Below are 26,187 nucleotides of genomic sequence, written 5' to 3'. Positions count from 1 at the left end.
TGTTTCTGAGTTAGCACTCAACACACCTAAGTGCCAAGTCTAATACGATCGAGGCGATTGTTAGCATTGGCTCTGCCTGTTCCGAAGGCAGGGATTTGTGGAAGCGAGCGAAGTCACATGTCGTATCACGAGTGGGGAGCACAGGATCTTACCGGACCCCGGGCCGCCCCGGCCGCCAAGGTCGAAGCCCGTCCCGGAGTCGTCCTTGAAGACGTGCAGAGCGGATTCGTCGGGGAGATCCTGCGCACGGAGAAGGCAGGTGGGATGCACGTGATGGTCCTTGAGGACCGCCGCGGCAAGCGACGCACTTTTCCGCTCGGCTTCGGCTTCCACCATGAAGGTTCGCCGGTGGAACTGATTCCTGCCCGCGCGCAGTCAGCAGCACAGCTGAGAACGGCGTCGGGCTCTGTCCGGGTTGCCGGAGCGCGGGCGCGCACGGCTCGGGCCAGCAGGATCTGGGTCGAGGGCAAACACGATGCCGAGCTGGTGGAGAAGGTGTGGGGAGACGACCTGCGGGTTGAGGGCATCGTGGTGGAGCCGTTGCATGGCGTAGACGATCTGGCAGCAGCCGTGCGGGACTTTGCTCCCTCCGCCGGACGCCGCCTGGGTATCCTCGTCGATCATCTACTGCCCGGCACCAAGGAAGCCCGGATCGCGGCCGGGGCGATGACGGTGGCGGGCGCCGCCGGGAACGTACTGATTGTCGGGCACCCCTACGTCGATGTGTGGCAGGCTGTGAAGCCGCGTGCTCTTGGTCTTGATGCCTGGCCGGTAATACCCCGCGGCGAGGACTGGAAGACGGGGATATTGAGCCGGTTAGGCTGGCCGCACTCCACGCAGGCGGATGCCGCGAACGGCTGGAAGCGCATCCTCAACGGCGTCAGCACCTACGCTGATCTCGAACCGACGCTGCTCGGGCGCGTCGAGGAAGTCATCGATTTCCTCACTGCACCGGGAGCCGGCGCATAGCCATTGAAGGCTTCGTCGCGGCACACGCGACTGCGCCCGGCCGGTACACCAAGTACCCTTGAGGAAGTAAGTTCCGCTTGTGTGAGCGGTGAAGTCCGAACAGCCCGAAGGAAGTACCGTTGCCTAACAGCGCAGACCGGCACGGTGACGCCCAGTCACGACCGGCGCCCCGGGACTCTGATCCCGCGTTCCAGGGTGCCAGTTCCAGTGCGCCACCGCTGAGTCCGTCGGAAGACCGTCAATGGGCAACGCTGTCCCACTTCCTCGGCATCCTGGGGTTTGTGCCGTCGCTGATCATTTTTCTGATCTTCCGCGACCGGGGCGCCTTCACCGAGCAGGAATCGAAGGAAGCGTTCAACTTCACTTTCCCGCCAAGCATCATTGCCGGGATCTGCCTGCTGCTGTCCCTGATACCCGGGATCGGCGGGATCTTCGCCGTCCTCAATGCGCTCATCTGGGTGATGCTGGCAGCGTTCTCCGTTGCGGCCGGTATCCACGTCAACCGGGGCAAGCCGTACCGCTACCCCTTCAACCTGAGGATTTTCCACTAGCCGCTCAGTTCGGCAACAACCGCCGGACGACGGCGTCAGCGAGCAGCCGTCCCCGTCCGCTGAGGCGCACAACACCTTTGAAAGCATCCGCCGGCTCTATCAACCCGTCCGCGATCAACCCGGCCACCGCGTGACGTCCCTCCGGCTGGAGGTCAGCCACCGGATACCCCTCGGCCAACCGTGAGCGTAGGAGAACGTCCTCGACGTAGCGAGCCGTTTCGTCCAGTACTTCTCTGCCGGCCGCGGGCGATGCGCCGGTGTCCAGGCGCTGCGCATAGGCGGCGGGATGCTTGACATTCCACCACCGTGTGCCGCCCATGTGGGAATGGGCGCCCGGACCGGCTCCCCACCAGTCGTGGCCTTTCCAGTACGCAATGTTGTGGCGGCACTGATCCTCGCCAGTGCGGGCCCAGTTACTTACCTCATACCAGGACATTCCGGCCCCACGAAGCATGTTCTCAGCAATTTCGTACTTGTCCGCGTGGTCGTCGTCGTCGACCATCGGCACCTCACCGCGGCGGATCCGCCGGGCCAGGGCGGTGCCGTCTTCGATGATCAGCGCGTACGCAGACAGATGATCCGGTTCCAGGGCGAGCGCCGCTTCGAGGGAGCTCTCCCAGTCCGACAACTCCTCACCGGGTGTTCCGTAGATCAGGTCGAGACTGACCTTCAAACCGGCAGCGCGTGCCCATTCAACCGCCAGGGGGACCCGCTCCGGAGCGTGCGTGCGGTCGAGCACGGCGAGGACATGCGGTACTGCGGACTGCATGCCGAAGGACACCCTCGTGAAGCCTGCCCGGGCCAGTTCCGCCAGTGATTCAGGGGTCACCGAATCCGGATTGGCTTCCGTTGTCACCTCGGCCCCGGGTGCGAGGCCCCATACGTTTTTCGCCGTCTGCAGAACCCGTGCAAGATCCTGCGACGGAAGCAGCGTGGGCGTGCCGCCACCGAAAAACACCGTGCTCAGCGCGCGCTGCGCAATGCCGGATTGCGCAAGCGCTCCCGCGGCGAATTCGAGCTCCCGCTCGACCGTGAGTGCATAACTGGCCTGCGACGCTCCCCCACCCAACTCAGCAGCCGTGTAGGTATTGAAGTCGCAGTACCCGCAACGGACCGCACAGAAGGGGATGTGGACGTAGAGTCCGAAAGCACGGTCCCGTGAACCGGCAACAGCTGATGGAGGCAGCCGCCCGTCGGCCGGTGCAGGCTCACCGAGGGGCAAAGTACTAGGCAATGCTGCGTTCCCTGATAGGCGCCGTCGTCACTTCTTGGCTTTGTCCTTCGATTCATCCGACGACAGGGCGGCAATGAACGCTTCCTGGGGCACTTCGACGCGTCCCACCATCTTCATCCGCTTCTTGCCTTCCTTCTGCTTCTCCAGCAGCTTTCGCTTCCGGGTGATATCACCGCCGTAGCACTTGGCAAGGACATCTTTGCGGATGGCCCGGATACTCTCCCGCGCAATGATCCGTGACCCGATGGCCGCCTGGATCGGCACCTCGAACTGCTGCCGCGGAATCAACTCGCGCAGTTTACCCGTCATCATCACACCGTACGCATAGGCTTTGTCGCGGTGGGTGATCGCGGAAAAGGCATCCACCTGTTCCCCCTGGAGCATGATGTCCACCTTGACCAGATCCGCCACCTGATCACCGTCGGCCTTCCAATCGAGGGACCCATACCCGCGGGTCCTCGATTTGAGGATGTCGAAGAAGTCGAAGACGATCTCCGCCAGTGGAAGCCGGTACCGGATCTCCACGCGGTCCTCGGAAAGATAGTCCATTCCGCCCATCACGCCGCGCCGGCTCTGGCACAGTTCCATGATGGCGCCGACGAATTCATTGGGTGCAAGGATGGTCGCGGAAACCATTGGTTCGCGAACTGCAGCGATCTTGCCCACGGGGTACTCGCTGGGATTGGTGACATGGACGACGTTCTTGTCCTCGAGCGTCACCTCATACTCGACGTTGGGTGCTGTGGAGATCAGGCTCAGGTTGTATTCACGCTCGAGGCGTTCCCGGGTGATTTCCAGATGCAGCAGGCCGAGGAAGCCCACGCGGAAACCGAACCCCAGGGCCGCGGAGGTCTCCGGCTCATAGATCAGCGCGGCATCATTGAGCATCAGCTTTTCCAGGGCATCACGAAGCACCGGATAGTCTGCGCCGTCGAGTGGGTACAGCCCCGAGAAGACCATCGGTTTGGCATCCGCATACCCGCTCAGCGACGCCGCAGCCGGCTTCGCGAGATTGGTGACCGTGTCACCGACTTTGGACTGCCGGACATCCTTGACCCCGGTGATGAGGTAACCTACTTCACCCACGCCAAGACCTTTGGACGGCGTAGGCTCCGGCGAGCTGACACCAATCTCAAGCAGTTCATGACTGGCGCGGGTGGACATCATCTGGATGCGCTCACGCGGGCTCAGGTGGCCATCGACCACACGGACATAGGTGACAACGCCGCGGTAGGTGTCATAGACGGAATCGAAAATCATTGCACGGGCCGGCGCATTCGCATCCCCGACCGGCGACGGAAGGTCCCTCACGATCTTGTCCAGCAGTGCCTCCACACCGACGCCCGTCTTTCCCGAGACCAGCAGTACGTCCTCGGGGTCGCCGCCGATCAGGTTCGCCAACTCCGCTGCGTACTTCTCGGGCTGCGCGGCCGGGAGGTCGATCTTGTTGAGCACCGGAATGATCGTGAGGTCGTTCTCCATGGCTAGGTACAGGTTGGCGAGCGTCTGCGCTTCGATCCCCTGCGCGGCGTCCACGAGGAGAATCGCGCCCTCGCATGCCGCAAGGGACCGCGAAACCTCGTAGGTGAAATCGACGTGGCCGGGAGTGTCGATCATGTTCAGCGCGTAGCTGACGCCGTCGAGTTCCCAGGGCAGGCGGACCGCCTGCGACTTGATGGTGATCCCGCGTTCACGCTCGATGTCCATGCGGTCCAGGTACTGGGCCTTCATATCCCGCTGCTCCACCACACCGGTGAGCTGGAGCATCCGGTCCGCAAGGGTGGACTTGCCATGGTCGATATGGGCGATGATGCAGAAATTTCTGATGATCGCGGGATCCGTGGCAGCGGGCACCGGAGCTGTGCGGGCCATGGGTGACACTGACGTACCTCTTACTTTGTGGGACAGTTTGGAAAATCCGCGGAAGAACGACGACGACGCCGGGGCTGCAGCCCGCGCGGAAAGTACAGTCTCCATTGTCCCATGGGGACGTCTCGAGCCCGCAATCTGGCCGGTACGCTGGCCGGATGACCTCACTAGGACAGTCACTGTTCCGTCTTGCCAAGGCGGCACTGAAGTCGATCGCTTCCCGCCCCGCCACGCAGCGCAACACTCCAGAGGCCTATGCGCCGGAGCCGGGAAGCACTGCCGACCCCGGCGAAATTGTATGGACCTGGGTGCCGTACGAGGACGATCCGAGCCAGGGCAAGGACCGACCCGTGCTGATTATCGGCAGGGATGGCAGCTCGCTGCTCGCACTCATGCTCACCTCCCGGGACCGCAATAATGCCCGGAGCCGGCACGACGATTATGTGGACATAGGTAGCGGGTCCTGGGACCGCCGAGGCCGGCCCAGCGAGGTCTATGTGAAACGCCTCCTGACGATCGACCCCGGAGCCGTGCGTCGGATCGGCGCGACGTTGGACCGTCTGCTTTTCAACCGCGTCATGTCCCGGTATGAGGAACGTTCCTGAAACGAGCGGCCCTTGCTGGACGAGCGCGCCTTGATGTAGCTGCGCGGATCCTCCGGACGCGCCCGGAGCGCGAAGCCGCGCCCGTTCTGGTAGCCTGTATAGCTGTGTGTCCGCGCAGGTCGACGGGCACTTCGGCTCGGCCGCCCGGTATCCCCACGCCGCTCAGTCAATGGCCGCACCGAAATCCCTCAGACCAGTCCGCAATACAAAGAGAGTCTTAAATACGTGGCAAATATCAAGTCCCAAAAGAAGCGCATTCTCACGAACGAGAAGGCCCGCCAGCGCAACAACTCGGTCAAGTCCGAGCTGAAGACCGCCATCCGCGCCGTAACCACCGCTGTGGAGTCTACCGACAAGGACAAGGCAGTGGCTGCGCTTGCAGTGGCCAACCGCAAGCTCGACAAGGCCGTAAGCAAGGGTGTTCTGCACAAGAACAATGCGGCCAACCGCAAGTCGGGCATCGCCAAGAGGGTCAACAACCTCGGCTGATTGCCCTTCAGTTACACAGCTTCACCAGCGCAGTGGCCGGCCTTCGGGCCGGCCACTGCTGTTTAACCCAGAAGGATGCTCAGTCCAAATCCCAAGCTAGCGGGACCCGCCCAATGCGATGGCTGTCACAGCCCGCTCAACCGCGTACACGGGGTCCCTCGCCTCACCCTTGACCTGGGCGTCAGCTTCGGCAAGGACCTGGATGCAGTGATTCAGGCCATCCGGGGTCCACCGCTGGGCTTCGCGGCGGGCCTGGTCAACCTGCCAGGGCGCCATGCCGAGTTCCTTGGCAAGCTGAGCGGAGTTGCCCCTGACCCCATAGACTTTCGCCACTCCGCGCAGCTTCATTGCGAGCGCAGCGACGAGCGGCACGGGATCCGCGCCGGTTGAGAGGGCATGACGAAGCATGGTCAGTGCCTGTCCGCCGCGGCCTGCGAGCGCGGCGTCTGCCACCTTGAAGCCTGTGACTTCTACCCGCCCCCCGTAGTACTTCTCCACCAGCTCAGCGGAGACTGCGCCTTCGGAATCCGAAGCGAGCTGGTGGCACGCCGCCGCAAGCTCGGACAGGCTCGATCCCACGGCGGCCACCAGGGCACGCACCGCGTCCGGTTCGATGCGCCGTCGTGCGGTGCGGAATTCCGCTGTAACGAAGTCAGCCTTGTCCGAATCCTTCTTCAGGGGCTGGCACTCAACCAGAACGGCCTTCTGCGCTTTCAGCGCATCTAGGAGTTTCTTGCCCCGCGTGCCGCCTGCGTGGTGCATCACGAGCACCACGTCCGGGGCCGGCTGCGGGATGTATTGCAGGGCATCCTGGAGAAACGCATCGTTCATCTGTGCCAACCCGCGCGCTTCGATGATCTGCGTACCGCCGAACAATGAAGGGCTTCCCAGCATGATCAGGGATCCGGGTTCATAGTGGGCGGCATCAAGCCGGACTGTCTCGGCATCCGGTTCCGTTTCCCGCATTCGGTGGCGGACGGCCTCGAAACTACGGCCGGCGAGGTACTCCTCCGGACCGAGCAGCAGGATGACGGGCGCTGGCGTGACCTCGCGCCAGCTCACAGTCACCGATGCTGCGGGGTTTGGGGACACGGATGCGGCTCCTGATCAATGGAGGGATGGGCTGGCTCAACTTTGCCACGGGGACGCGGTGCATCCAACTCATCGCGACGAGTCCAGGTGTATGCCATTGCCCCGGAGCGTGAGCAGGATGGTGCCGCGCAGGTCGGTACGGGCGACGTGTACGCCCGCCGTCTCGAGGGCGTCGAGTATTTCCGGATGCGGGTGTCCGTAATCGTTTTCCCGTCCGGCTGATATGAGCGCAAGCTTCGGCGAGACCGCGTTGATGATTTCAGCCCCGCCATTGCGGGCGCCATGGTGCGCAACCTTGAGGATGTCCACTCCGGAGGCAGCAAGGTGCGCATGTCCTGCAAGGAAACGTGCAGCGGCGTCCTCCTCAAGGTCTCCCGTGAGAAGGATCGTGAGCCCGGGTCCCCCCGCGGCGCCCTCCACCGTTACGAGGACTACTGCGGAAGCGTTGTTCTCTGAATCTGCGGGAGGTCCGGGTCCCGGCCACAGTACCGACCAGGAAACGTTGGCTAACCTGCCTGCAAGTCCGGCAGAAGCCGACTCCGCTTCTATGCCGGCTTTTGAGGTGATCTCAGTCACGACGTCGGGCAGGGAGTCTTCGGATGTGGAGTAGAGCACGCGGCCCACAGTTCGGTCCTGGAACACCCCGGCTATTCCGCCGAAATGATCCTCGTGCAGATGGGTCAGCACCAGCACGTCGACTGTGTTGACGCCGAGACGATCAAGACAGGCGTCCATCGGACCCGGATCAGGGCCGGCATCAAACACGAGCGCGCTGTCCGGGCCGGTCCTGACAGCCAGCCCGTCCCCCTGACCGACGTCGCATGCCGCAACGGTCCAGTCCGCGGAATTCCGCCCGACCGCGCCAGTCCAGACCCAGACGGCGACAACGCCGAGCACGCAGCCGACGGAGACCCAGATTGACATGCGCATCAGCGCACTCTTCAGTCCCGACTCTCCTGCCGGCACCTGCTCCGGCGCGAGCATCACGGAATGCGCCGTTCGGATGACTCGGACCAACGCGGGCCCCCAGACCACAGCCACCAGGACGACGCCGCTGATGAGGGCCGTCAGGACCGCACCTCCCCATCCCCCGGGCCAGGGAATGGCGGCGAGCGGGGCCGCGGCGAAGAACCGTGCGATTTCTGCGACGCCGACCGCTGCCCACCCTGCTGTAGCGGCGAACGGCGCCGCCGCCCAGGGAGCGAGAGCCACCAGAACAACGGCCACCATCCCGGTGATGGTGATGAAGGGAACGAGCGGAGCAGCCGCAATATTGGCGGGCAAGGAATAGGTCGGCAGGTTCGGCTGGATGAGGGCAAGGATGGGTGAGCAGAACAGCTGGGCGGCAAGCGGAACTGCGACCAACTGTGCCGCCCACACCGGAAGTACCGAGGACAGGCGGGCGGCCAGGACAGGGCCGGCGAGCACCAGGCCTGAGGTGGCGGCGACGGACAGGACGAACGCGTACTCGACACCAAGCCAAGGATCTGCGGCCAGAAGTGCGGCTATGGACAGAAACAGAAGGGTCAGGGACAGCCGCCCGCGGCCGGTCAGGACGGCCAGCACTCCGATGGCGCCCATGACGGCGGCCCTGAGAACGCTCGGCTCAGGCCGCACCAGCAGCACAAATCCGACGAGGGCAACCACTCCCGCCGTGGCGGCAGCCCACCGCGGCAGTCGACACCCGCGACAGAGAAGGAACACAAACGCCAGCACATAACTGCAGTTCGCGCCCGAAACAGCTGTCAGGTGGGTCAGGCCCGTTGCCTTCATGGTCTCCACCAGATCCTGCCCGACGGCGGACCGCGCGCCGATGACCATCCCGGGCATCAAGCCGTCGTCGGGAACGGAGGTAGCGGATGACAGCGTGAGGAAACGGTTTCGCAGCCGCTCGACCAGCACTCCTCCTGGTGGCTCGTCCGCCATCAGCGCCGGTGCCGTTGTTGCAATCAGCAGTGCTCCTGCACGTGCGCCCGGCTCGGTCGCGAGCGGCCGCCCAGCCGAACGCACGACGTCACCGTGCGCTACTGCGCTCCATTCCGTACTACCGATCACCATAACCGGCGTGCTGGCCGTGAACCTCGACCCGTTGAACGTTCCTTCCAGAAGCTCCGCTTCGAGGATCCAGCGGGCAGTACCGTCCGGCGCAGCTGTCGACGCCTCGCGGGGGTCCGATACTGCACGTAGCTTCACGGTCAAATGCGCCTCGTCTGATATTGCGGCGGAGAGCGAAGGGGAGGAGCGCTGATACTGGTGTGAGGCAGCGGCAAGGCACACCATCGCTGCCGCGCCCAGGAAGACGAGCAGCACCTGCGCTACGGGTAAATGTCTCCCGCTTCTCACGACGACGACGGCGCAACCGATGGTTACAAGGGCCAGCAGCCCGCCCAATACCAGTGCATCCTGCGCCTCCAAACGGGTAGCGAACGCTGCTGCTCCCCAGGCCGCGAGCGCTCCCGGAAGCAGCCTGAGGTCCCGTGCCGGACTTGCTTGGGTTGCAGCCGGTTCCTTCCGCCTGCGTGCTTCACGGCGCGCGCGCGGACCGGCTGACCGGTCCCCGCGCCGGTCCCCCGGCACACCGGTTGGTGACCGCGCCCCAGCGGCGGCCCGCACCAGATGCTCCCACCGCCCTGCCCTTGCCGATGTCATTCAGACGGTCACCAGCGGCACAAGTGATTCGAGCATCGCGGGGCCGATGCCCGGCACAGCGTCGAGGTCTTCGGGACGTGCAAAGGGACCGTGCTGGGTCCGCCATTCGACAATGCGCTCGGCCAGGACCGGCCCCACCCTGGGAAGTTCCTCGAGTTCCGGAACATCGGCGGTGTTCAGGTTCACCAGCACGTCCTGCGCCCCCTGCTTCGGTGCGGACGCGCCGGCGGGTGGCTGCAGGGGCTCCCCGGTACGGGGAATCAGGATCTGCTGTCCGTCCTGCACCACGGCTGCCAGATTGACCGCTGACAGCTCCGCTTCAGGCAGCGCGCCACCCGCCTTGTCCAGGACCTCGAAAACGCGGGACCCGGCAGCGAGCTCCACTACTCCGGGTGCCTGCACAGCTCCTGCAACATGGACCAGAACGGTATCTGCGTGGGCGGAGCCTGAACCCTGTACGGATGAACCGGCTTCCTGCGTTTCCTCGACGGGCACGGCCTCCGAGGCATCCGCAGAAGCCTCCGAGCCGGCCGTCGGGTCAGCTGTGCCGGAAGCCTGCGGCCTGATCGGCACCACCTCGGCGGGCTTGCTGTCGGTATTGACGAACTGCCAGCCGCCGACAACCAGGGTGCAGCCCGCCGCCACCAGCGCGGCCCGGCGCGTAGCCACCCATCGCCGGTGCGGGCGCCGGCGATCCTCGCTGGGCGTGGCAGGTTCTTCAGCGCCCGGCTGGCGGAATCGGCCAGTACCGTCCGGTGCTGCATGGTCCCGGCCTCCGTCAGTTGCTGCCCGAACTTCTACCGGGTTCTGCCCGGCTCCTGGAACGGGCTCCGCTTCTGCGACCGTCTGCGCGCGATTCAGGTTGAGGACACGGTCCAGCCGGTCCGGGCTGGACACGCGCTCCCCCGTTGCCCAGCGGTGCCTTGCCATGGCATCAGCGTAGGAACATACGCTTTGCCAAGCGGCCCCGCCGGTCGCTATGTGTACAACCCACCCGCAGCGGAGCCTGTGTGGAGTGCAGGATCAGACGCGTTGCGTCAGGAGCGGGTCGGACAGCGCCACCGCAAGGACACCGAGACCGGTGTGCGCAGCCAGGACGGCCGGTAGCGGGGTCAACACGGCATCGGCACCGTCCGGCGCCCGCTCAGCGGCAACCTCGGCCTGCGACCTGTTGCCGAAGTAATGGTATGCGGCGACGCTGCCCGATGGGCGCCGGTGAAGGTCCTCCCTCACCAGTTCCTCAAGGCGCTGTCGGGCTCGTGCCGCAGTGCGCACCTTTTCGAGTGGTTCGATCGCTCCGTCCCGCACAACCAGAAGGGGCTTTACCGCGAGCAATGCGCCGAAAAAGCCGGCGGCAGCCCCGATCCGTCCACCGCGCCGCAGCTGTTCAAGGCTGGGAACGTAAAACAAGACGCTTGTTCCGGCGCACAGGACCGCGGCACGGTCCGCGGCCTCTGAGGCGGTCGCTCCGGCGCGCAGCGCAAGAGCCGCCGCCGCAACCCCGCACCCCTGAGCCATGCCGACGGTACCGCTATCAACCACATGCACCGGGATGGACACAGTGCGCGCAGCCCAGCGAGCGGCGTCGACCGTTCCGGACAATCTGCCCGACAGGTGGATCGAGACAATCTCCTTGGCGCCTTCGCGCTCCAGCCTCCGGTAAACGCTCTGGAAGTGGCCCGGCGACGGACGCGACGTGCGCACCTCCGCCCCTTCCGCGAGAGCCACTGCGAGCGGCTCGAGCAGGTTGTCAGCCCCTTCACCATAATGGCGGCCCGAGATGATGACCGGCATGGGCACGACAGCGACGTTTTCCGCAGGACCGCCTCCCATGACCCATGCCGGCGGGAAGGCGGCGGCGGAATCGGTGACGACCGCCGTCGTCGGTTCCGCCGCCGGTTCTCTACCGACGGCGGCGCGGCCTGCACGGCGGTCAAACCATGCCACGGCGAAATCTCCTCGCCGGCCGGTCAGGCCGGAACGATGTTGACCAGTTTCGGCGCCCGGACAATTACCGTCCGGATGTTCCTGCCGTCCAGCGTTCGCTGGACCTGCGGGGAATCGAGGGCGAGCTCACGAAGCGCATCCTCGGTGATGTCCGCCGACACTTCGAGGCGGTCCCGTACCTTGCCCTGAACCTGGACGATAGCCGTCACAGTGTCCTGAACCAGCAGTGAGTGATCCACAGCGGGCCAACCGGCAGCCGCCACTGACGCGGGGTGGCCCAGGCGTTCCCAGAGATCCTCCGCGGTGTACGGAGCGAAGAGACTGAGGATGATCGCCGTGACCTCAGCTGCTTCACGGACAGCAGGGTCTGCACCGCCCGCTCCTGAATCGATCGCCTTGCGGGTAGCGTTCACCAGTTCCATGACCTTGGCGACGACCACATTGAACTTGTTGTTCTTCAGCAGGTCACCAGCCTCGGCAAGGGTGCGGTGGGTGACCGAACGCAGCGCGCGATCCCCGGATGCGGCATCGGAGTCGCGCTCGGACGTCACATCGGCGCCGAGGCGCCACGCGCGGGCGAGGAACTTTGCAGAGCCCGACGGCGAAACATCCGCCCAATCCACGTCGTCTTCCGGTGGGGAGGCAAAGACCATTGTGAGGCGGATGGCGTCCACGCCATAGCGGTCGAGCTGCTCACCAAGATTCACACCGTTGCCCAGCGACTTGCTCATTGCCTTGCCGCCGTTGAGCACCTGGCCCTGGTTGAGCAGGGCAGAGAAAGGCTCCGTGAAGTTGACCAGCCCGAGGTCGAACAGGACCTTGGTGAAGAACCGGCTGTAGAGCAGGTGGAGGATGGCGTGCTCCACCCCGCCGACATACTGGCCGACCGGCAGCCACTCATTGACCTTTGCGGAGTCGAACGGCACGTCGGTGGCGTGCGGATCGGCGAAGCGCAGGAAGTACCAGGACGAGTCGACGAAGGTGTCCATGGTGTCCGTATCCCGGGTAGCCGGTCCCGAACACTGTGGGCACTGGACGTTGACCCAGTCCGTCGCTGCTGCGAGCGGCGACGTGCCTTTCGGTGCCAGGTCTTCTCCGCGCAGGTCGCTGGGCAGGCGTACCGGAAGCTGCTCATCCGGGACGGGAACCTCGCCGCATGCACCGCAGTGGATGATCGGGATGGGCGTTCCCCAGAAGCGCTGACGTGAGAGCAGCCAGTCCCGCAGCCGATAATTGACCGTGCGCTCGCCGGTACCCTGGGCGGCGACCAGTTCGATGGCCCGCTGGATCGCGGCATCCTTGGGAAGCCCGTTCAGTTCGCCGGAGTTGACCAGCGTCCCCTCCCCCGTGGTCGCCTTGCCGGAGACCGCCGGATCCTCCTCCCCGGTGTCCACCACCATGCGCACGGGCAGATCGAAGGCCCGCGCGAAGTCGAGGTCACGCTGATCGTGTGCAGGAACGGCCATGATTGCACCGGTGCCGTAGTCCGCGAGCACATAGTCGGCGGCCCACACCGGCAGCTTCTCCCCATTCAACGGGTTTACTGCGTAGCGTCCGGTGAAGACGCCGGTCTTCTCGCGTTCGGTGGACTGGCGCTCGATGTCGCTGAGCGTGTTGACGCTCGCCCTGTAATCGGACAGTGCGGCAGCATGCTCGGGGGTCACCAGGTCCGCGGCGAGATCCGCGTCTGCGGCTACAACGAAGAACGTGGCACCGTGGAGCGTGTCCGGCCTCGTGGTGAAGACGGCGACATCGGTAGCCGGCAGGGTGCCGTCGGCCTCGATCGTGAAGGTGACGTGCGCGCCCTCCGACCGGCCGATCCAGTTCCGCTGCATCGCCAGCACACGTTCCGGCCAGTGTCCCGCCAGCGGTTCCATGTCTTCAAGCAGCCGGTCTGCGTAGTCAGTGATGCGGAAGTACCACTGGTTCAGGCTCTTCTTTGTAACGGGACTCCCGCAGCGCTCGCACGCACCATTGACAACCTGTTCATTCGCGAGCACGGTCTGGTCCTTCGGGCACCAGTTGACCGGATGATCCTTGCGGTAGGCGAGCCCTTTTTCAAAGAAGCGCAGGAACAGCCACTGGGTCCAGCGGTAATACTCGGGATCCGAGGTCTGGAGGCGCCGGGACCAGTCGGCGCTGATCGCGTAGCGCTTGAAGGACGCCGCCTGGGTGTCGATGTTCGCGTAGGTCCACTCGCTCGGGTGCGCGTTGTGTTTGATGGCGGCATTCTCCGCGGGGAGCCCAAAGGAATCCCAGCCGATCGGGTGCAGGACGTCGTAACCGAGTTGCCGCCAGTAGCGGGCAACGACGTCACCCATCGCGAAGGCCTCCGCGTGCCCCATGTGAAGGTCCCCGGAGGGGTAGGGGAACATGTCCAGCACATAGCGGCGTTCCCTACTGCCGTCATCGACCGGTGTGAAGGTGTCAAGCTGTTCCCACACAGGAAGCCACTTCGCCTCGATGTCAGCGAAACTGTACGTACCGGCGTCCGGCTCTTCCACCGTGGGATTTATGCTCACTGTTTCTTGCCCTGTCTGTTGACCACTGGTGACCGTCTTCTCCATCCACCATCGCTTCACCGCTCCGAATGGGTGCCCAGGGTTCATGGCAGGCCCCGGACACACAAAAGCCCCTCAACACAGGAGGGGCGGCCGCGCTCGAATGCGCGGCTAGATAAGGAGCAGATGCGCGAACATTCTTCCACCTTAGCGCAGTTTGGCCCCGGCAGTGTTCTTCAGGAGTTACCATATTTCCATTGGGCGCAACTTTCTGTTATCGCACCCAGCATGCCGAGGCGGAATGCGCCCGCGGCTGATCGGCCAGCCACCGCAGGAGGTGGACTGTTCTGCAGGCATTCTGGCCCGTCGTCGTTAGGTAGACGAGAACAATGACACAAACCATTCCCACCGCAGATCCATCGCCTCAGACCCTCGGCGATGATGCGGTTGCCCTGGTGCGGCGTTGGCTGCACCAGGGCACATCCGGTGGTGACGCCCAGCGCACCACCGGAACGGCTCCGGCAGGCAGCACACGCGGATCGAAGTCCGCGCAACTCCTCGCTGAAGTCCTCAAGGACCAGAACGGCCTCGACTTCACGATCGGTTTCGTGGACCGGGTGATCCGGCCGGAAGACCCTGCCGTTGCAGCACGGAACCTTGCCCAATTGGCCCGGAAGACGCCGTCGTTCCTGCCCTGGTACATGAAGGGCGCCGTCAGGCTGGGAGGGGTCATGGCCCCGGTCCTGCCGCGCGTCGTCGTTCCGGTGGCACAGCGTGTGCTGCGGGAGATGGTCGGCCACCTCATCGTTGATGCCCGTCCCTCGCACCTCGGCAAGTCAATTGCCGCCCTGCGCGGCGAGGGCGTGCGCCTGAACATCAACCTCCTGGGCGAAGCCGTCCTCGGCGACAAGGAAGCTGACGCTCGGCTCAGCGGCACCCGTGACCTCCTGGCGCGCGACGACGTCGACTACGTCTCCATCAAGGTCTCGTCTGTGGTCAGCACCCTCAACCTCTGGGACTTCGAAGGCACGGTCGAGCGGGTCACTGAGCGGCTGCTGCCGCTATACCGGCTGGCAGCCTCATCCCCGGCTCCGAAGTTCATCAATCTGGACATGGAGGAATACCACGACCTTGATCTCACCGTCGCGGTCTTCAAACGCATTCTCGAAACTCCAGATCTGCGGAACCTTGAGTCCGGGATTGTCCTGCAGGCGTATTTGCCGGACGCGCTCGGTGCACTGCAGGACCTGACCTCGTGGGCGCAGGAGCGGCGTGCCGCCGGTGGGTCCGCCATCAAGGTCCGCCTGGTCAAGGGCGCCAACCTCGCCATGGAGCTCGTGGATGCCGCCGTCCACGGTTGGGAGCCGGCCACGCTGCCGAGCAAGCAAGCCACAGACACCAACTACAAGCGCTGCCTGGACTGGGCACTGCGCCCCGAAAATGCGGACGCTGTTCGCCTCGGGGTTGCCGGGCACAACCTGTTCGATATTGCGCTCGCCCGCACGCTTTCCGTTGCCCGCGGGGTCGAGGACCGGATCGAGTTCGAGATGCTGCTCGGCATGGCTGAAGACCAGGCCGCAGAGGTGCGCAAGGACGTTGGCTCGTTGCTTCTCTACACCCCGGTGGTGAAGCCGGCGCAGTTCGATGTGGCGATCAGCTACCTCATTCGCCGTCTTGAGGAGAACGCGAGCCAGGAAAACTTCATGAGCGCCGTTTTCGAGCTCACGAAGAACGAGGAGCTGTTCGAGCGTGAGAAGCAACGCTTCCTCGCATCGCTCACCGAACTCGAACCTACGGTGCCTCAACCGAACCGTTCACAGGAGCCGGACCGCTTCACCGCAACCGGGCCCGGCGAGTTCCGGAACCAGTCCGATTCGGACCCGTCCCTGCCCGGCATCCGGGAGTGGGCCAACGAGGTTCTCAGCCGTGTCCCCGGTTCCACCCTGGGCGTCGCGCTCGTGGAGGCGTCCCAGCTGGAAACCAACGACGACGTCGACACCGTCATCCGATCGGCGCGCATGGCACAGCGCGAGTGGGCGTCGAAGTCGGGAGCAGAGCGGGCGGAAGTGCTGCGGAGGGCAGCGGCCCAACTCGCTCTCAGCCGGGGGGACCTCGTGGAAGTTTCGGCGAGCGAGACAGGTAAGACCATCGCCGAGTCAGACCCGGAAATTTCAGAGGCAATCGACTTTGCCAATTACTACGCGCTGCTCGCTGAAGAACTCGACACCGTTGAGGGGGCCCGGTTTGTCCCTGCAGCGTTGACCGTGGCTACCCCGCCGTGGAATTTCCCCGTGGCCATTGCCGCCGGTTCCGCGCTCGCTCCGCTGGCTGCCGGGAGCGCCGTCATTCTCAAGCCTGCGCCCCAGGCCAAGCGGTGCGCGGCTGTCATGGTCGAGGCGCTGTGGGAGGCCGGTATTCCCCGCGACGTACTGGTGTTCGCTGACGTCGCAGAAGGGCCGGTCGGGCAACATCTGCTCTCCCACCCCGAGGTGGACCGGGTCATTCTCACCGGTGCCTACGACACCGCGAAGTTGTTCCGGTCCTGGCGGAACGATCTTCCGCTGCTTGCAGAGACCAGCGGCAAGAACTCCCTCATTGTGACGCCAAGCTCCGACCTCGACCTCGCTGCTGCGGATATCGTCCGGTCTGCCTTCGGCCATGCCGGCCAGAAGTGCTCCGCCGCGTCGCTGGCCATTCTGGTGGGATCGGCGGGTACCTCCGCGCGTTTCCGCAATCAGCTGGTTGATGCTGTGGCTTCCCTGAAGGTCGGCTACCCCGAGGACCCTGAGACCGAGATGGGTCCGATCATCGAGCCGGCCGCGGGCAAGCTCAAGGATGCTTTCACTACGCTCGGGGAAGGCGAATCGTGGTTGGTCAAGCCGAAACAGGTTGATGACACCGGCCGGCTCTGGAGCCCAGGCGTACGCACCGGGGTCAAGCCCGGCAGCTACTTCCATATGACGGAATTCTTCGGTCCGGTGCTCGGCATCATGCACGCTGAGTCGCTTGAACAGGCGATCGAGTGGCAGAACGCCAGCGCCTATGGTCTGACCGGTGGAATACACACCCTGAATCCCGAAGAAGTCTCACAGTGGCTTGAATCAGTGGAGGCGGGCAACCTCTACGTCAACCGCGGCATTACCGGCGCGATCGTTCGCCGCCAGCCGTTCGGGGGGTGGAAGCGCTCGTCCGTTGGACCGGGCGCCAAGGCGGGTGGACCGAATTACCTCATCCACCTCGGCAGCTGGGAGCGCGAAGAGCTCCATCCGGGTAACGTTCACGCGCCGCTCAGCGGGCCGGTCCGCCAGCTGCTGCACGCGGCGGAAGTCCCCGACGGCAACCGCGGCTTCCTTGCCCGTTCCGCAGCCGACGATCAGCGTCACTGGGTGCGCACCTTCGGAACGCATGAAGATGTGTCGGCCCTTGGCGTTGAACGGAACGAATTCCGGTACCTGCCGACTCCGGTGACCGTCCGGCTCAACGAAGCCGGCACTATCGGCGACTTCGTCCGGGTGGTAGCGGCAGGTCTGCGCAGCGGCTCGACCATGTCGGTATCGACCCCGGAGCCGCTTGCACCGGCCCTCACGGCGGTCCTGTCAGCACACAATGTCGCCCACCGGGTAGAGGACGACGCCGCGTGGCTGGCTGCCGCCCCGTCAGCGGGCCTGGGCCGGGTGCGTCTCGTGGGCGGCGGCTACTCGGAACTGTGTGCAGCCACTGACGGCGATCCGGACATCGCTATCTACAGCGGTCCCGTCACAGAGGCCGGCCGAATTGAGATGTTGCCGTTCCTGCGTGAGCAGGCGGTGACAATCACGGCGCACCGTTTCGGAAATCCGGACAACGTCTCGGGAGAAGTCCTCCGCTAAACACCCGAACCAAACTCCTCTCGCTCAAACGCAACGGGCGCCTGACCAACTCAGGCGCCCGTTGCGTTTGCGGTAAGGACCGGTAGGTTCCGGCGGCACCTACCAGCGTCCGACACAAAAAAGCGGAGCGGACAGAAACGTCCGCTCCGCTTTTTTTGGTGCTAGGAAGAACTACTGAACGTCCTCATCCACCCAGTCGAAGGTCTTGGTGACAGCCTTCTTCCAGTTGCGCAACTGACGGTCGCGCTCGGCGTCGTCCATCGTCGGGAGCCAGCGCTTGTCTTCGGACCAGTTCGAGGCCAGCTCGTCCGTGTCCTTCCAGAAGTCAACGGCGAGGCCCGCGGCGTAGGCGGCACCGAGTGCCGTGGTTTCCGTGACTTTCGGCCGGATCACGGGAATACCAAGGATGTCGGCCTGGAACTGCATCAGCGCGTCATTGGCGACCATGCCGCCGTCGACACGGAGATCTTCCATGTTGACGCCGGAATCAGCGTTGGCGGCGTCAAGCACCTCGCGTGTCTGGAAGGCGGTTGCTTCCAGGGCAGCGCGGGCAATGTGACCCTTGTTCACAAAGCGGGTGAGGCCCACGATCGCACCGCGGGCATCGGAGCGCCAGTACGGTGCGAAGAGGCCGGAGAAAGCGGGAACGATGTAGACGCCTCCGTTGTCCTCGACCGACTTCGCAAGCTGCTCCACCTCGGGAGCGGTCTTGATGATCCCGAGGTTGTCCCGGAGCCACTGGATGAGTGAGCCGGTGACGGCGATCGAACCTTCGAGTGCGTACACAGGCTTGGCGTCGCCGAGCTTGTAGCAGACTGTCGTCAGCAGGCCGTTCTTCGAGTGGACGATCTCCTCACCGGTGTTGACGATCATGAAGTTGCCGGTGCCGTAGGTGTTCTTGGCACCGCCCTTCTCAAACGCCGCCTGACCGAAGGTCGCAGCCTGCTGGTCGCCGAGAATACCCGCCACGGGAACCTCGCGGAGGAGCTGCGAGCTGTGAACGTTGCCGTAGACCTCGGAGGAAGACCGGATTTCCGGCATCATGGAGGCCGGAACGCCGAAGGTTTCCAGGATGGAGGAATCCCAGCTCAGCGTTTCGAGATCCATGAAGAGGGTGCGGGAGGCATTCGTGACGTCGGTGATGTGCACTCCGCCATCAGCACCGCCCGTAAGGTTCCAGGTCACCCAGGAATCGGTGTTCCCGAACAGGAGGTCCCCGGCTTCAGCCTTCTCGCGGGCGCCCTCAACGTTGTCGAGGATCCACTTGATCTTCGTTCCGGAGAAGTAGGTTGCCAGCGGCAGGCCGACCTGCTGCTTGAACCTCTCCACACCGCCATCAGCAGCAAGCTCGTCGACGATCGGTTGGGTGCGCGTGTCCTGCCAGACAATCGCGTTGTAGACCGGCTGGCCGGTGTTCTTGTCCCACACAACGGCGGTCTCGCGCTGGTTGGTGATACCGACGGCGGCGATGTCATGGCGGGTCAGGTTGGCTTTTGAGAGGGCGTTGCCGATGACCTCACGGGTGTTGTCCCAGATTTCAATCGGGTTGTGCTCCACCCAGCCGGCCTTGGGGAAGATCTGCTCGTGCTCCTTCTGGCCGGAGGAGACGATGTTCCCCTGGTGGTCGAAGACGATTGCACGGCTTGAGGTGGTTCCCTGGTCAATAGCGATGACGTACTGCGGCATTACTTCTCCTCATTGAGTGTACTTCTCGGTTCATTCGGACGGCGATGGCCCAGGATCATCTGTGCCACCGGCTGGTGTGGCTCAGGCTGCGGGAGTCGGGAAGGTGACCAGCATGGCGATCAAGCCGCCAAGCACACCGCCGATGATCGGCCCGACAACCGGAACCCAGGCGTAGCTCCAGTCGCCGCTTCCCTTGCCCTTAATCGGCAGGAACGCGTGTGCAATGCGAGGACCGAGGTCGCGGTTGGGGTTGATGGCGTAGCCGGTGGGTCCACCGAGCGATGCGCCGATACCGACGACAAGCAGAGCCACCGCGAGCGGGCCGAGGCCCGACGGCGTACCGGCGAAAGCGATAATGACAAAGACAAGAACGAAAGTGCCGATGATCTCAGTGACCAGGTTCCAGCCGTAGTTACGAATGGCTGGGCCTGTGGAGAACACTCCGAGCTTGTTTGCGGGATCCGGTTCGGCATCGAAGTGCTGCTTGTAGGCCAGCCAGCAGCCCACCGCACCGAGTATTGATCCGAGCATCTGCGCTGCAAAGTAGGCAAGCGCGGTGACCAGGTTCTTATCGACGCCGGGAGCGAACTCCGCGATGTCGCCATTAGCCCACAGGCCGACAGTGACGGCGAAATTCAGGTGCGCTCCCGAGAGCGCAGCGACGTAAACACCGGCGAAGACCGCAAGGCCCCAACCGAAGTTGACCATCAGGAACCCGCCGTTATTTCCCTTGGTCCCGGCCAGCGCAACGTTGGCCACGACCCCTGTACCTAGCAACAGCAGCATGAACGTGCCGAATGTTTCGGCGACGAATACTTCCAGAGACATCTTTGACTCCTCCATTTATTCAACTGTGGGCCGTATTGACCCCGGTACCGTGATGGTCGCGGCACCGCGTTACTCCCCCCGGCAAGTGCTGCCGTTGGTTCTCAGCCACCCGAGGGCTGCTGAAGGTTGCTTGTAACCTATGCAACCAAACTATGCACACTCACCTTGTGTTGTTCCTGCAACAATCGGCGGGTGTCTTCGATTTCGCCCTTTCGCTCGGCTGCAGTCCAGTCGAGGTAGGTCCCGAGAATGTCGGCGATCTCGTCAATCAGCTCTGCGCTGACGAGTCCGTTGAAGGCCAGCGCGGTCCTTCTGATGATGACATCGGAGATGTGCTGTACCTGTTCTTGAAGCACCATGTACTCGAGCTCACGAGTGGAGACTTCCCGGGTAGTCTGCAGCGGGCGGTCCTCGCCGTCGACGATAAAGGCAGCGACCTCGGCGGCTCTCGTGCCGTAGCGCTCGAGCAGGAGCCGGACGCGCTCCGCGGGCAGCCCTGCTCCATTGGCTTCGGTCCAGGCAGCAATGTCACGTGGTTGCTGCGGGAATCCCATCCCGCCGCCGATCGGCATTGCTGCAGTGGAAACGGTCCTGCTGCGCTGCAGCAGGCCGAGGACCTCGTCCGCGAGATGCTCCGAGAGCGCACGGAAGGTGGTCCATTTGCCGCCCACCAGGCTAAGCATGGGGCGGTTGGCGGTAGTTCCCCGTTCAATGCGGTAGTCCCGGGAAACGAAGCCGGGTTGGGTGTCGTCGTGGCGCGGCAGCGGGCGCACACCTGAGAAGGTGTAGACGATGCTGTCCCGGGTGGCGCGAACAGTCGGGAAGACATGGTGGATCAGATCGAAGAAGTAGTCGATCTCGGCGTCGGTGCAGACAGCCGCGGCATCCATGTCCGTTTCAATGTCGGTGGTGCCGACCAGCACACGGTCCCCCATCGGGTAGATCAGAACGATCCGGCCGTCCGAATGTTCAAAGAAGATCTCCCGGCCGGCGCAGGCCGCCAGCAGTTCCGGATGATCGAGCACAATGTGGGAGCCTTTGGTTCCACCCATGAAACTGCTCGGTTGACCCAGAGCGCTGTTGGTTCCGTCCACCCAGGCCCCGGACGCGTTCACGACGACGTCGGCCTGAACCGGAAAGACCTCGCCGCTGAGCTCATCGCGGAGCACGATGCCTTCGTCACTGCTGCCGACCGCGCTGACGTAGTTGACGGCCCGTGACCGGGGGTTGGCGCGCAGTCCGTCCTGGAGCACGTCGAGCGTGAGCCGCTCGGGGTTGTGGACGGAGGCATCGAAATAGGTAGCCGTGTACTTCACATCCGGCCTCAATTTGGGTAGTTGAGCAAGGGAGGCTTTCCGCCCGATGAACTTATGGCGGGGCACGGTACCGCCTGCCCGCGAGAACGCATCGTACAGTGTCAGCCCGGCCTTGATCAGAACGGCGCCGCGCTCGCGGGGTGCGCCCTGCCTGTGGGTAAGGAACCGGAGCGGGGCGGCCAGGATACCGGAAAAGGTGCTGAAGACCGGGATGGTTGTCTGGAGCGGCTTGACGTAGTGGGGTGCGAGTTTCAAGAGGGCATTCCGCTCCACAACCGATTCACGCACCAGCCGGAACTCACCATTCTCGAGGTACCGAATGCCTCCATGGATCATGTGGGACGAGGCACCCGAGGCGCCCTGGCAGTAATCGCCGCGTTCAATGAGCGTGACGTCAATGCCCTGAAGCGAGAGATCGCGGAACGTACCTACCCCGTTGATGCCGCCGCCGATGATGAGTACGGAGGTCCTTCCCGCCTGCTTCAACTGCTGGACGCTATCCCGTAAAGGACGGTTCTGTTCGACCGACGGCGTCGTCGGCCCGGTGCTGTTCCTCACGGGATGCTGGCTCCTTGACTAGTGGTGCAATACGGTTCTGACCCCTATTCTTTGGAGGATTGGGAATATTCGTCAACAACAGTGCACAAACGTGCACTCACCTACGGAGAATTCAGTGAACACTGCTCCCCCGAACGCCGCTGACCGCGCAAATGCCCGAAATTCCGACGTCACCCAGCCGCGTAACCGCGACGCTCTCCGCGCCGCCCAGATGTACTACCTGCAGGACCTCACCATGAACGCGATAGCCCGTGAGCTGCGTACGTCCCGCTCCACCGTGTCCAGGCTTCTCTCCATGGCGCGGGAAACGGGGCTAGTCCAGATTCAGATCAATAATCCCCTTGACCGGGCACCTGCTCTTGAACGTGAGATCCGCAACCGTTTCGACGTGGAAGCGCATGTGGTTCCCGTGACGGACCTGGTGAGCGACTCTGATGTGCTCGACCGCGTTGCCATCCAGGCAGCGCGGACGCTGGGACCTTTGGTTGACTCCAATGCGATCATCGGTGTGGCCTGGGGATCGACTATCAGTGCCGTCAGCCACCACCTGACACGTAAGGTCACGCATGACAGCACAATCGTTCAGTTGAACGGCGCAGGTAACACGCAGACCACCGGAATCACCTACGCGAGTGAGATTCTCCGCCGCTTCGGCGCTGCCTATGGAGCACGGGTCGAACAGTTTCCGGTTCCTGCCTTCTTCGACCATGCCCACACCAAGACGGCCATGTGGGCCGAGCGCAGCGTCAGGCGCATCCTCGACCTACAGGAGCGCATGACCATGGCAATCTTCGGGGTAGGGTCAATCGGCGCGGGCATTCCCAGCCATGTCTATGCGGGCGGCTACCTCGATGAGGAAGACCTCGGGATCCTTCGCGAGAACCGGGTAGTCGGTGATGTTGCCACCGTCTTCTTCCGCGCTGACGGCTCCTACAGCGACATTGTCCTCAACAAGCGCAGCACGGGACCTGACCTCAGGATGCTCGGCCAGGTCAGTCGCCGCATCTGTGTGGTGTCCGGTGAGACGAAGATCAACGGCCTACGCGGCGCGCTCGCTGCCGGGCTGGCAACCGACCTCATTGTGGATGAACGTTCAGCCCGTGCGCTGGTGCGCCAGGGCTGATTCGACCGGCTCGCCGGTCATGACGCGCTCCCGGCCCCACCTCGGTAGAGTCGGAGGCATGCATACTTCCGGCAAGGTATCGGTCTCCAACGGCGTCGTCATGGACCGGCTGGGTTACGGTCTCTACAAGGTACCGGCGGACGATGCCCACGGGCTGTGCACCCTCGCGCTCGAAGCCGGCTACCGGCTGCTGGACACCGCTGCCATGTACGGGAATGAGGAGGGAGTGGGCCGTGCCGTGCGAGATGCCGTCGACGCCGGCCATGTTGAGCGCGGCGACGTCTTTGTGACGTCGAAGGTCTGGAATGAGGATCACGGCTACCAAGCGACACTTGCCGCGTTCGAGGACTCCCTCAAGCGTTCCGGCCTCGACTACCTCGACCTCTACCTGATCCATTGGCCGTGCCCGGCCAAAGACCAGTATGTCGACACCTGGCGGGCACTCGAGGAGCTCTACTCACGGGGCAGGGTTCGTGCCATCGGGGTATCCAACTTTCAGCGACACCACCTCGAAAAGCTTCTTTCCCGAACGGAGGTGGTGCCTGCTGTGAATCAAATCGAACTTCATCCCTACCTGCAGCAGCAGGACCTGAGGAGTTTCAATGCCGAGCACGGCATCCTCACACAGGCGTGGAGTCCTCTCGGACGCGGGAGCCTGCTCACGAACCCCACCATCACCCACATTGCCGCCAAGCATTCCAGGTCACCGGCGCAGATCATTCTCCGTTGGCATCTGCAAACCGGCGGCGCGGCCGTAGCAAAGGCCAGTTCGCAGGAACGGATTGCTGAAAATTTCCGGCTCTCCAACTTCACGCTCGACACGGTGGATATGACCGCCATCGCCCAGCTCGACTCGGATACCCGGGTCGGTTCCCATCCGGACCTGGTCAACTGAGATGGTGGTATTGAATCGCGCTGCCACGGTGCGGTCACTTCACGTGAACGGCGGCTTGCGGCGTTTCTGGGACTTTCCGCCGGAAGGAGCGGCGCCGGACGCGCCTGCGATCTTCATGGTGCACGGATTCCGCGGCGACCACCACGGACTGCTGCGGATCATCGAAGCGCTTCCGGCCTACCGCGTTCTTGCGCCGGACCTCCCGGGCTTCGGTCAGTCCGAGCCCCTGGACGGGACGCACGACGTCGCGGCGTACGCTGCGTTTGTCCGGAGCAGTATGGACCGGCTTGCCCTCGGTCCCCAGACGGTGCTGGTGGGTCACTCCTTCGGGTCCATCATCGCGGCCAGGGCCGCGGCAGACGCTCCCGGCGCCTTCAGCGCGTTGGTCCTCATCAACCCGATCAGCGCTCCAGCCCTCGAAGGGTCCAGTCGGATTGCCACCCGCCTGGCGGAGCTGTACTACCGCCTTGGCGCAGCTCTTCCCGAGCAGGCGGGACAGGCAGTGCTGCGCAACCGCATCATCGTGCGTGCCATGAGCGAGCTGATGGCTAAAACCCGGGACCGCCCGCTGCGGCGGTGGATTCACGCGCAGCACCGCGCCTATTTCAGTGCGTTTGCCTCCCGGGAGGTTGTCCTGCAGGCATTCACAGCGTCCATCAGCGCGACTGTCCGGGACAGCGCCCGCCGATTGCAACTTCCGGTGCTCCTGATCGCCGCTGAGAGGGATGACCTCGGGACGGTGCAGACGCAGCAGGAGCTTGCGGCGCTGATGCCGGACTCCACACTCGTGGTGCTTCCGGAGGTGGGTCACCTCGTCCATTACGAAGCGCCTGATGCCGCGGCCGGCCACATCGCCGATTTCGTAGAGTCGAGGACCCGATGAAAATCCTGATCGATGCCAGGTTCACCCGCACCGACCACCACGACGGCATCAGCCGCTATGGAGCCAGCCTCATTGAAGCGCTCGCACATCGGCCGGACGCCGAGGTAACCATGTTGGTTCATGACCGTCGGCAATTGGCCCTGCTACCGGACGTTCCGCACGTGATGATCAACAGCCCGCTCTCCCCCGCCGAACTGTTCGTCTCCTGGCGCATCAACCGCCTGGAGCCGGACGCCGTGTTCTGCCCGATGCAGACCATGGGCTCGTTCGGGCGCCGTTACCCGCTGGTGCTCACGCTTCACGATCTCATCTACTACCAGAACCGCACGCCGCCGGGCTTTCTGCCCCTACCGGTCCGGGTTCTGTGGCGGCTGTACCATCTGGCCTACTGGCCGCAGCGGATGCTTCTGAACCGGGCCGACGTCGTTGCCACCATCTCGGCGACCACCCGTGCCCTGATGGAGACGCACCGGCTGACGCGGCGCCCGATCCGGATAATTGGCAATGCCCCCCAATCAGGTGCCGTACCGCGGTCACCGGAACCGGCTCCGGACAAGTCGCTGCTCTACATGGGATCCTTCATGCCCTACAAGAACGTGGAGACCCTGCTGGCCGGGATGGCAGGCCTGCCCGACTACACGCTTCATCTGCTGAGCAGGATTACGCCTGATCGGCGGGCGGAGCTCGAAAGGCTTGTACCCGCCGGAGCAACAGTGGTCTTTCACAATGGCGTCAGCGACCGGGACTACGATCAGTTGCTGCGCTCTGCCACTGCCCTCGTGACGCTCTCCCGGGCTGAGGGTTACGGACTTCCCGTCATCGAAGCCATGGCGGTGGGTACCCCCGTTGTCGCTGCTGATACGCCCATATTCCGCGAGGTAGGAGGAACAGCGGCGTTGTACGTGCAGCCGGATTCACCCGAAGAGTTCACCAGTGCCATCCGAGCGCTTGATGATCCGCTGCGTTGGAAGAGCGCGTCCGATGCCGGTCGGGAACAGGCCCTTAACTATTCCTGGGACACCTCGGCTGAGTCACTCCTCGCCGCACTTGAAGAAGCAGCAGGGCTCCACGACGAACCCGCAGGCGGTGGGCGACGACGTTCACGGGCTCGGCAGCGGTGACT

General features: G+C 64.0%; 19 protein-coding genes. 9 read left to right on the top strand and 10 right to left on the bottom strand.

What is annotated here, in order from left to right:
- Positions 1-117: 117 nt before the first annotated feature.
- The gene (locus ABFX19_RS10230; protein ID WP_277357091.1) at positions 118-969 is read left to right on the top strand and encodes a DUF3097 family protein; all 852 of its coding nucleotides are present in this window, start codon (positions 118-120) and stop codon (positions 967-969) included.
- A 119-nt stretch (positions 970-1,088) separates the two neighbouring features.
- Positions 1,089-1,520, top strand: coding sequence for a DUF4870 domain-containing protein (locus tag ABFX19_RS10225; protein ID WP_056549484.1), 432 nt, complete (start codon positions 1,089-1,091; stop codon positions 1,518-1,520).
- A gap of 4 nt (positions 1,521-1,524) precedes the next feature.
- On the opposite strand, the gene hemW is transcribed toward ABFX19_RS10225, so the two are convergent.
- Both hemW and lepA read right to left on the bottom strand, forming a co-directional pair.
- Positions 1,525-2,754 (bottom strand): radical SAM family heme chaperone HemW, encoded by a 1,230-nt coding sequence (gene hemW, locus ABFX19_RS10220; protein ID WP_277357090.1) that lies wholly within the window; start codon positions 2,752-2,754, stop codon positions 1,525-1,527.
- A 27-nt stretch (positions 2,755-2,781) separates the two neighbouring features.
- Entirely contained in the window at positions 2,782-4,635 is a 1,854-nt protein-coding gene (lepA, locus tag ABFX19_RS10215; RefSeq protein WP_346028416.1) for a translation elongation factor 4, read from the bottom strand.
- Positions 4,636-4,781: 146 nt separating this feature from the next.
- Between lepA and ABFX19_RS10210 the strand changes: the two genes are divergently transcribed.
- A complete protein-coding gene (locus tag ABFX19_RS10210) occupies positions 4,782-5,228 on the top strand; it encodes a type II toxin-antitoxin system PemK/MazF family toxin (protein WP_277357089.1) in 447 nt (148 codons plus the stop codon).
- A 225-nt stretch (positions 5,229-5,453) separates the two neighbouring features.
- Entirely contained in the window at positions 5,454-5,717 is a 264-nt protein-coding gene (rpsT, locus tag ABFX19_RS10205) for a 30S ribosomal protein S20 (protein ID WP_056549477.1), read from the top strand.
- 96 nt (positions 5,718-5,813) lie between these two features.
- On the opposite strand, the gene holA is transcribed toward rpsT, so the two are convergent.
- The 5 genes from holA to leuS form a co-directional block, all read right to left on the bottom strand.
- Positions 5,814-6,809: a DNA polymerase III subunit delta gene (holA, locus tag ABFX19_RS10200; RefSeq protein WP_346028253.1), complete on the bottom strand. Its 996-nt coding sequence runs from the start codon at positions 6,807-6,809 to the stop codon at positions 5,814-5,816.
- A 69-nt stretch (positions 6,810-6,878) separates the two neighbouring features.
- Positions 6,879-9,458 carry a ComEC/Rec2 family competence protein gene (locus ABFX19_RS10195; RefSeq protein WP_346028252.1) on the bottom strand — a complete coding sequence of 860 codons (2,580 nt, stop codon included), beginning with the start codon at positions 9,456-9,458 and terminating at the stop codon, positions 6,879-6,881.
- Positions 9,459-10,388, bottom strand: a complete 930-nt coding sequence (locus ABFX19_RS10190) for a ComEA family DNA-binding protein (RefSeq protein WP_346028251.1) — start codon at positions 10,386-10,388, stop codon at positions 9,459-9,461.
- A gap of 93 nt (positions 10,389-10,481) precedes the next feature.
- Positions 10,482-11,405, bottom strand: a complete 924-nt coding sequence (locus ABFX19_RS10185; protein ID WP_346028250.1) for a DegV family protein — start codon at positions 11,403-11,405, stop codon at positions 10,482-10,484.
- Positions 11,406-11,428: 23 nt separating this feature from the next.
- Positions 11,429-13,927, bottom strand: coding sequence for a leucine--tRNA ligase (gene leuS, locus ABFX19_RS10180; RefSeq protein WP_346028249.1), 2,499 nt, complete (start codon positions 13,925-13,927; stop codon positions 11,429-11,431).
- Between the two features lie 368 nt (positions 13,928-14,295).
- On the opposite strand from leuS, the gene ABFX19_RS10175 reads away from it, so the two are divergent.
- Positions 14,296-17,775: a bifunctional proline dehydrogenase/L-glutamate gamma-semialdehyde dehydrogenase gene (locus tag ABFX19_RS10175; RefSeq protein ID WP_346028248.1), complete on the top strand. Its 3,480-nt coding sequence runs from the start codon at positions 14,296-14,298 to the stop codon at positions 17,773-17,775.
- A gap of 171 nt (positions 17,776-17,946) precedes the next feature.
- Here ABFX19_RS10175 and glpK read toward each other — a convergent pair whose 3' ends face one another.
- The 3 genes from glpK to ABFX19_RS10160 all read right to left on the bottom strand — a co-directional run bounded on the left by glpK (position 17,947) and on the right by ABFX19_RS10160 (position 22,163).
- Positions 17,947-19,461 (bottom strand): glycerol kinase GlpK, encoded by a 1,515-nt coding sequence (gene glpK / locus ABFX19_RS10170; RefSeq protein WP_056549465.1) that lies wholly within the window; start codon positions 19,459-19,461, stop codon positions 17,947-17,949.
- Between the two features lie 81 nt (positions 19,462-19,542).
- Positions 19,543-20,289 (bottom strand): MIP/aquaporin family protein, encoded by a 747-nt coding sequence (locus tag ABFX19_RS10165; protein ID WP_277359479.1) that lies wholly within the window; start codon positions 20,287-20,289, stop codon positions 19,543-19,545.
- A gap of 137 nt (positions 20,290-20,426) precedes the next feature.
- Entirely contained in the window at positions 20,427-22,163 is a 1,737-nt protein-coding gene (locus ABFX19_RS10160; protein ID WP_428831029.1) for a glycerol-3-phosphate dehydrogenase/oxidase, read from the bottom strand.
- 211 nt (positions 22,164-22,374) lie between these two features.
- Between ABFX19_RS10160 and ABFX19_RS10155 the strand changes: the two genes are divergently transcribed.
- The 4 genes from ABFX19_RS10155 to ABFX19_RS10140 are packed head-to-tail and all read left to right on the top strand — an operon-like array spanning position 22,375 to position 26,185.
- Positions 22,375-23,286 (top strand): sugar-binding transcriptional regulator, encoded by a 912-nt coding sequence (locus ABFX19_RS10155; RefSeq protein ID WP_277359484.1) that lies wholly within the window; start codon positions 22,375-22,377, stop codon positions 23,284-23,286.
- A 58-nt stretch (positions 23,287-23,344) separates the two neighbouring features.
- Positions 23,345-24,181, top strand: a complete 837-nt coding sequence (locus ABFX19_RS10150; RefSeq protein WP_277359480.1) for an aldo/keto reductase — start codon at positions 23,345-23,347, stop codon at positions 24,179-24,181.
- Position 24,182: 1 nt separating this feature from the next.
- Positions 24,183-25,064: an alpha/beta fold hydrolase gene (locus tag ABFX19_RS10145; RefSeq protein WP_404800755.1), complete on the top strand. Its 882-nt coding sequence runs from the start codon at positions 24,183-24,185 to the stop codon at positions 25,062-25,064.
- Positions 25,061-26,185 (top strand): glycosyltransferase family 4 protein, encoded by a 1,125-nt coding sequence (locus ABFX19_RS10140; protein ID WP_277359482.1) that lies wholly within the window; start codon positions 25,061-25,063, stop codon positions 26,183-26,185. The genes ABFX19_RS10145 and ABFX19_RS10140 overlap by 4 nt, the downstream gene beginning before the upstream one ends.
- Positions 26,186-26,187: the final 2 nt, after the last annotated feature.

Origin of the sequence: Arthrobacter parietis (assembly GCF_039530425.1) — a bacterium.
Taxonomy (GTDB): domain Bacteria; phylum Actinomycetota; class Actinomycetes; order Actinomycetales; family Micrococcaceae; genus Arthrobacter_D; species Arthrobacter_D parietis.
The sequence above is the reverse complement of the archived record's forward strand: the minus strand, read 5'-3'. Positions and strand labels throughout refer to the sequence as shown.

Excerpts from the sequence above, each read along its gene's own strand:
- ABFX19_RS10230 (WP_277357091.1), top strand. The coding sequence starts at position 118 with ATGTCGTATCACGAGTGGGGAGCACAGGATCTTACCGGACCCCGGGCC.
- ABFX19_RS10210 (WP_277357089.1), top strand. The coding sequence starts at position 4,782 with ATGACCTCACTAGGACAGTCACTGTTCCGTCTTGCCAAGGCGGCACTG.
- ABFX19_RS10195 (WP_346028252.1), bottom strand. The coding sequence starts at position 9,458 with ATGACATCGGCAAGGGCAGGGCGGTGGGAGCATCTGGTGCGGGCCGCC.
- ABFX19_RS10190 (WP_346028251.1), bottom strand. The coding sequence starts at position 10,388 with ATGGCAAGGCACCGCTGGGCAACGGGGGAGCGCGTGTCCAGCCCGGAC.
- ABFX19_RS10175 (WP_346028248.1), top strand. The coding sequence starts at position 14,296 with ATGACACAAACCATTCCCACCGCAGATCCATCGCCTCAGACCCTCGGC.
- glpK (WP_056549465.1), bottom strand. The coding sequence starts at position 19,461 with ATGCCGCAGTACGTCATCGCTATTGACCAGGGAACCACCTCAAGCCGT.
- ABFX19_RS10165 (WP_277359479.1), bottom strand. The coding sequence starts at position 20,289 with ATGTCTCTGGAAGTATTCGTCGCCGAAACATTCGGCACGTTCATGCTG.
- ABFX19_RS10155 (WP_277359484.1), top strand. The coding sequence starts at position 22,375 with ATGTACTACCTGCAGGACCTCACCATGAACGCGATAGCCCGTGAGCTG.
- ABFX19_RS10150 (WP_277359480.1), top strand. The coding sequence starts at position 23,345 with ATGCATACTTCCGGCAAGGTATCGGTCTCCAACGGCGTCGTCATGGAC.
- ABFX19_RS10145 (WP_404800755.1), top strand. The coding sequence starts at position 24,183 with ATGGTGGTATTGAATCGCGCTGCCACGGTGCGGTCACTTCACGTGAAC.
- ABFX19_RS10140 (WP_277359482.1), top strand. The coding sequence starts at position 25,061 with ATGAAAATCCTGATCGATGCCAGGTTCACCCGCACCGACCACCACGAC.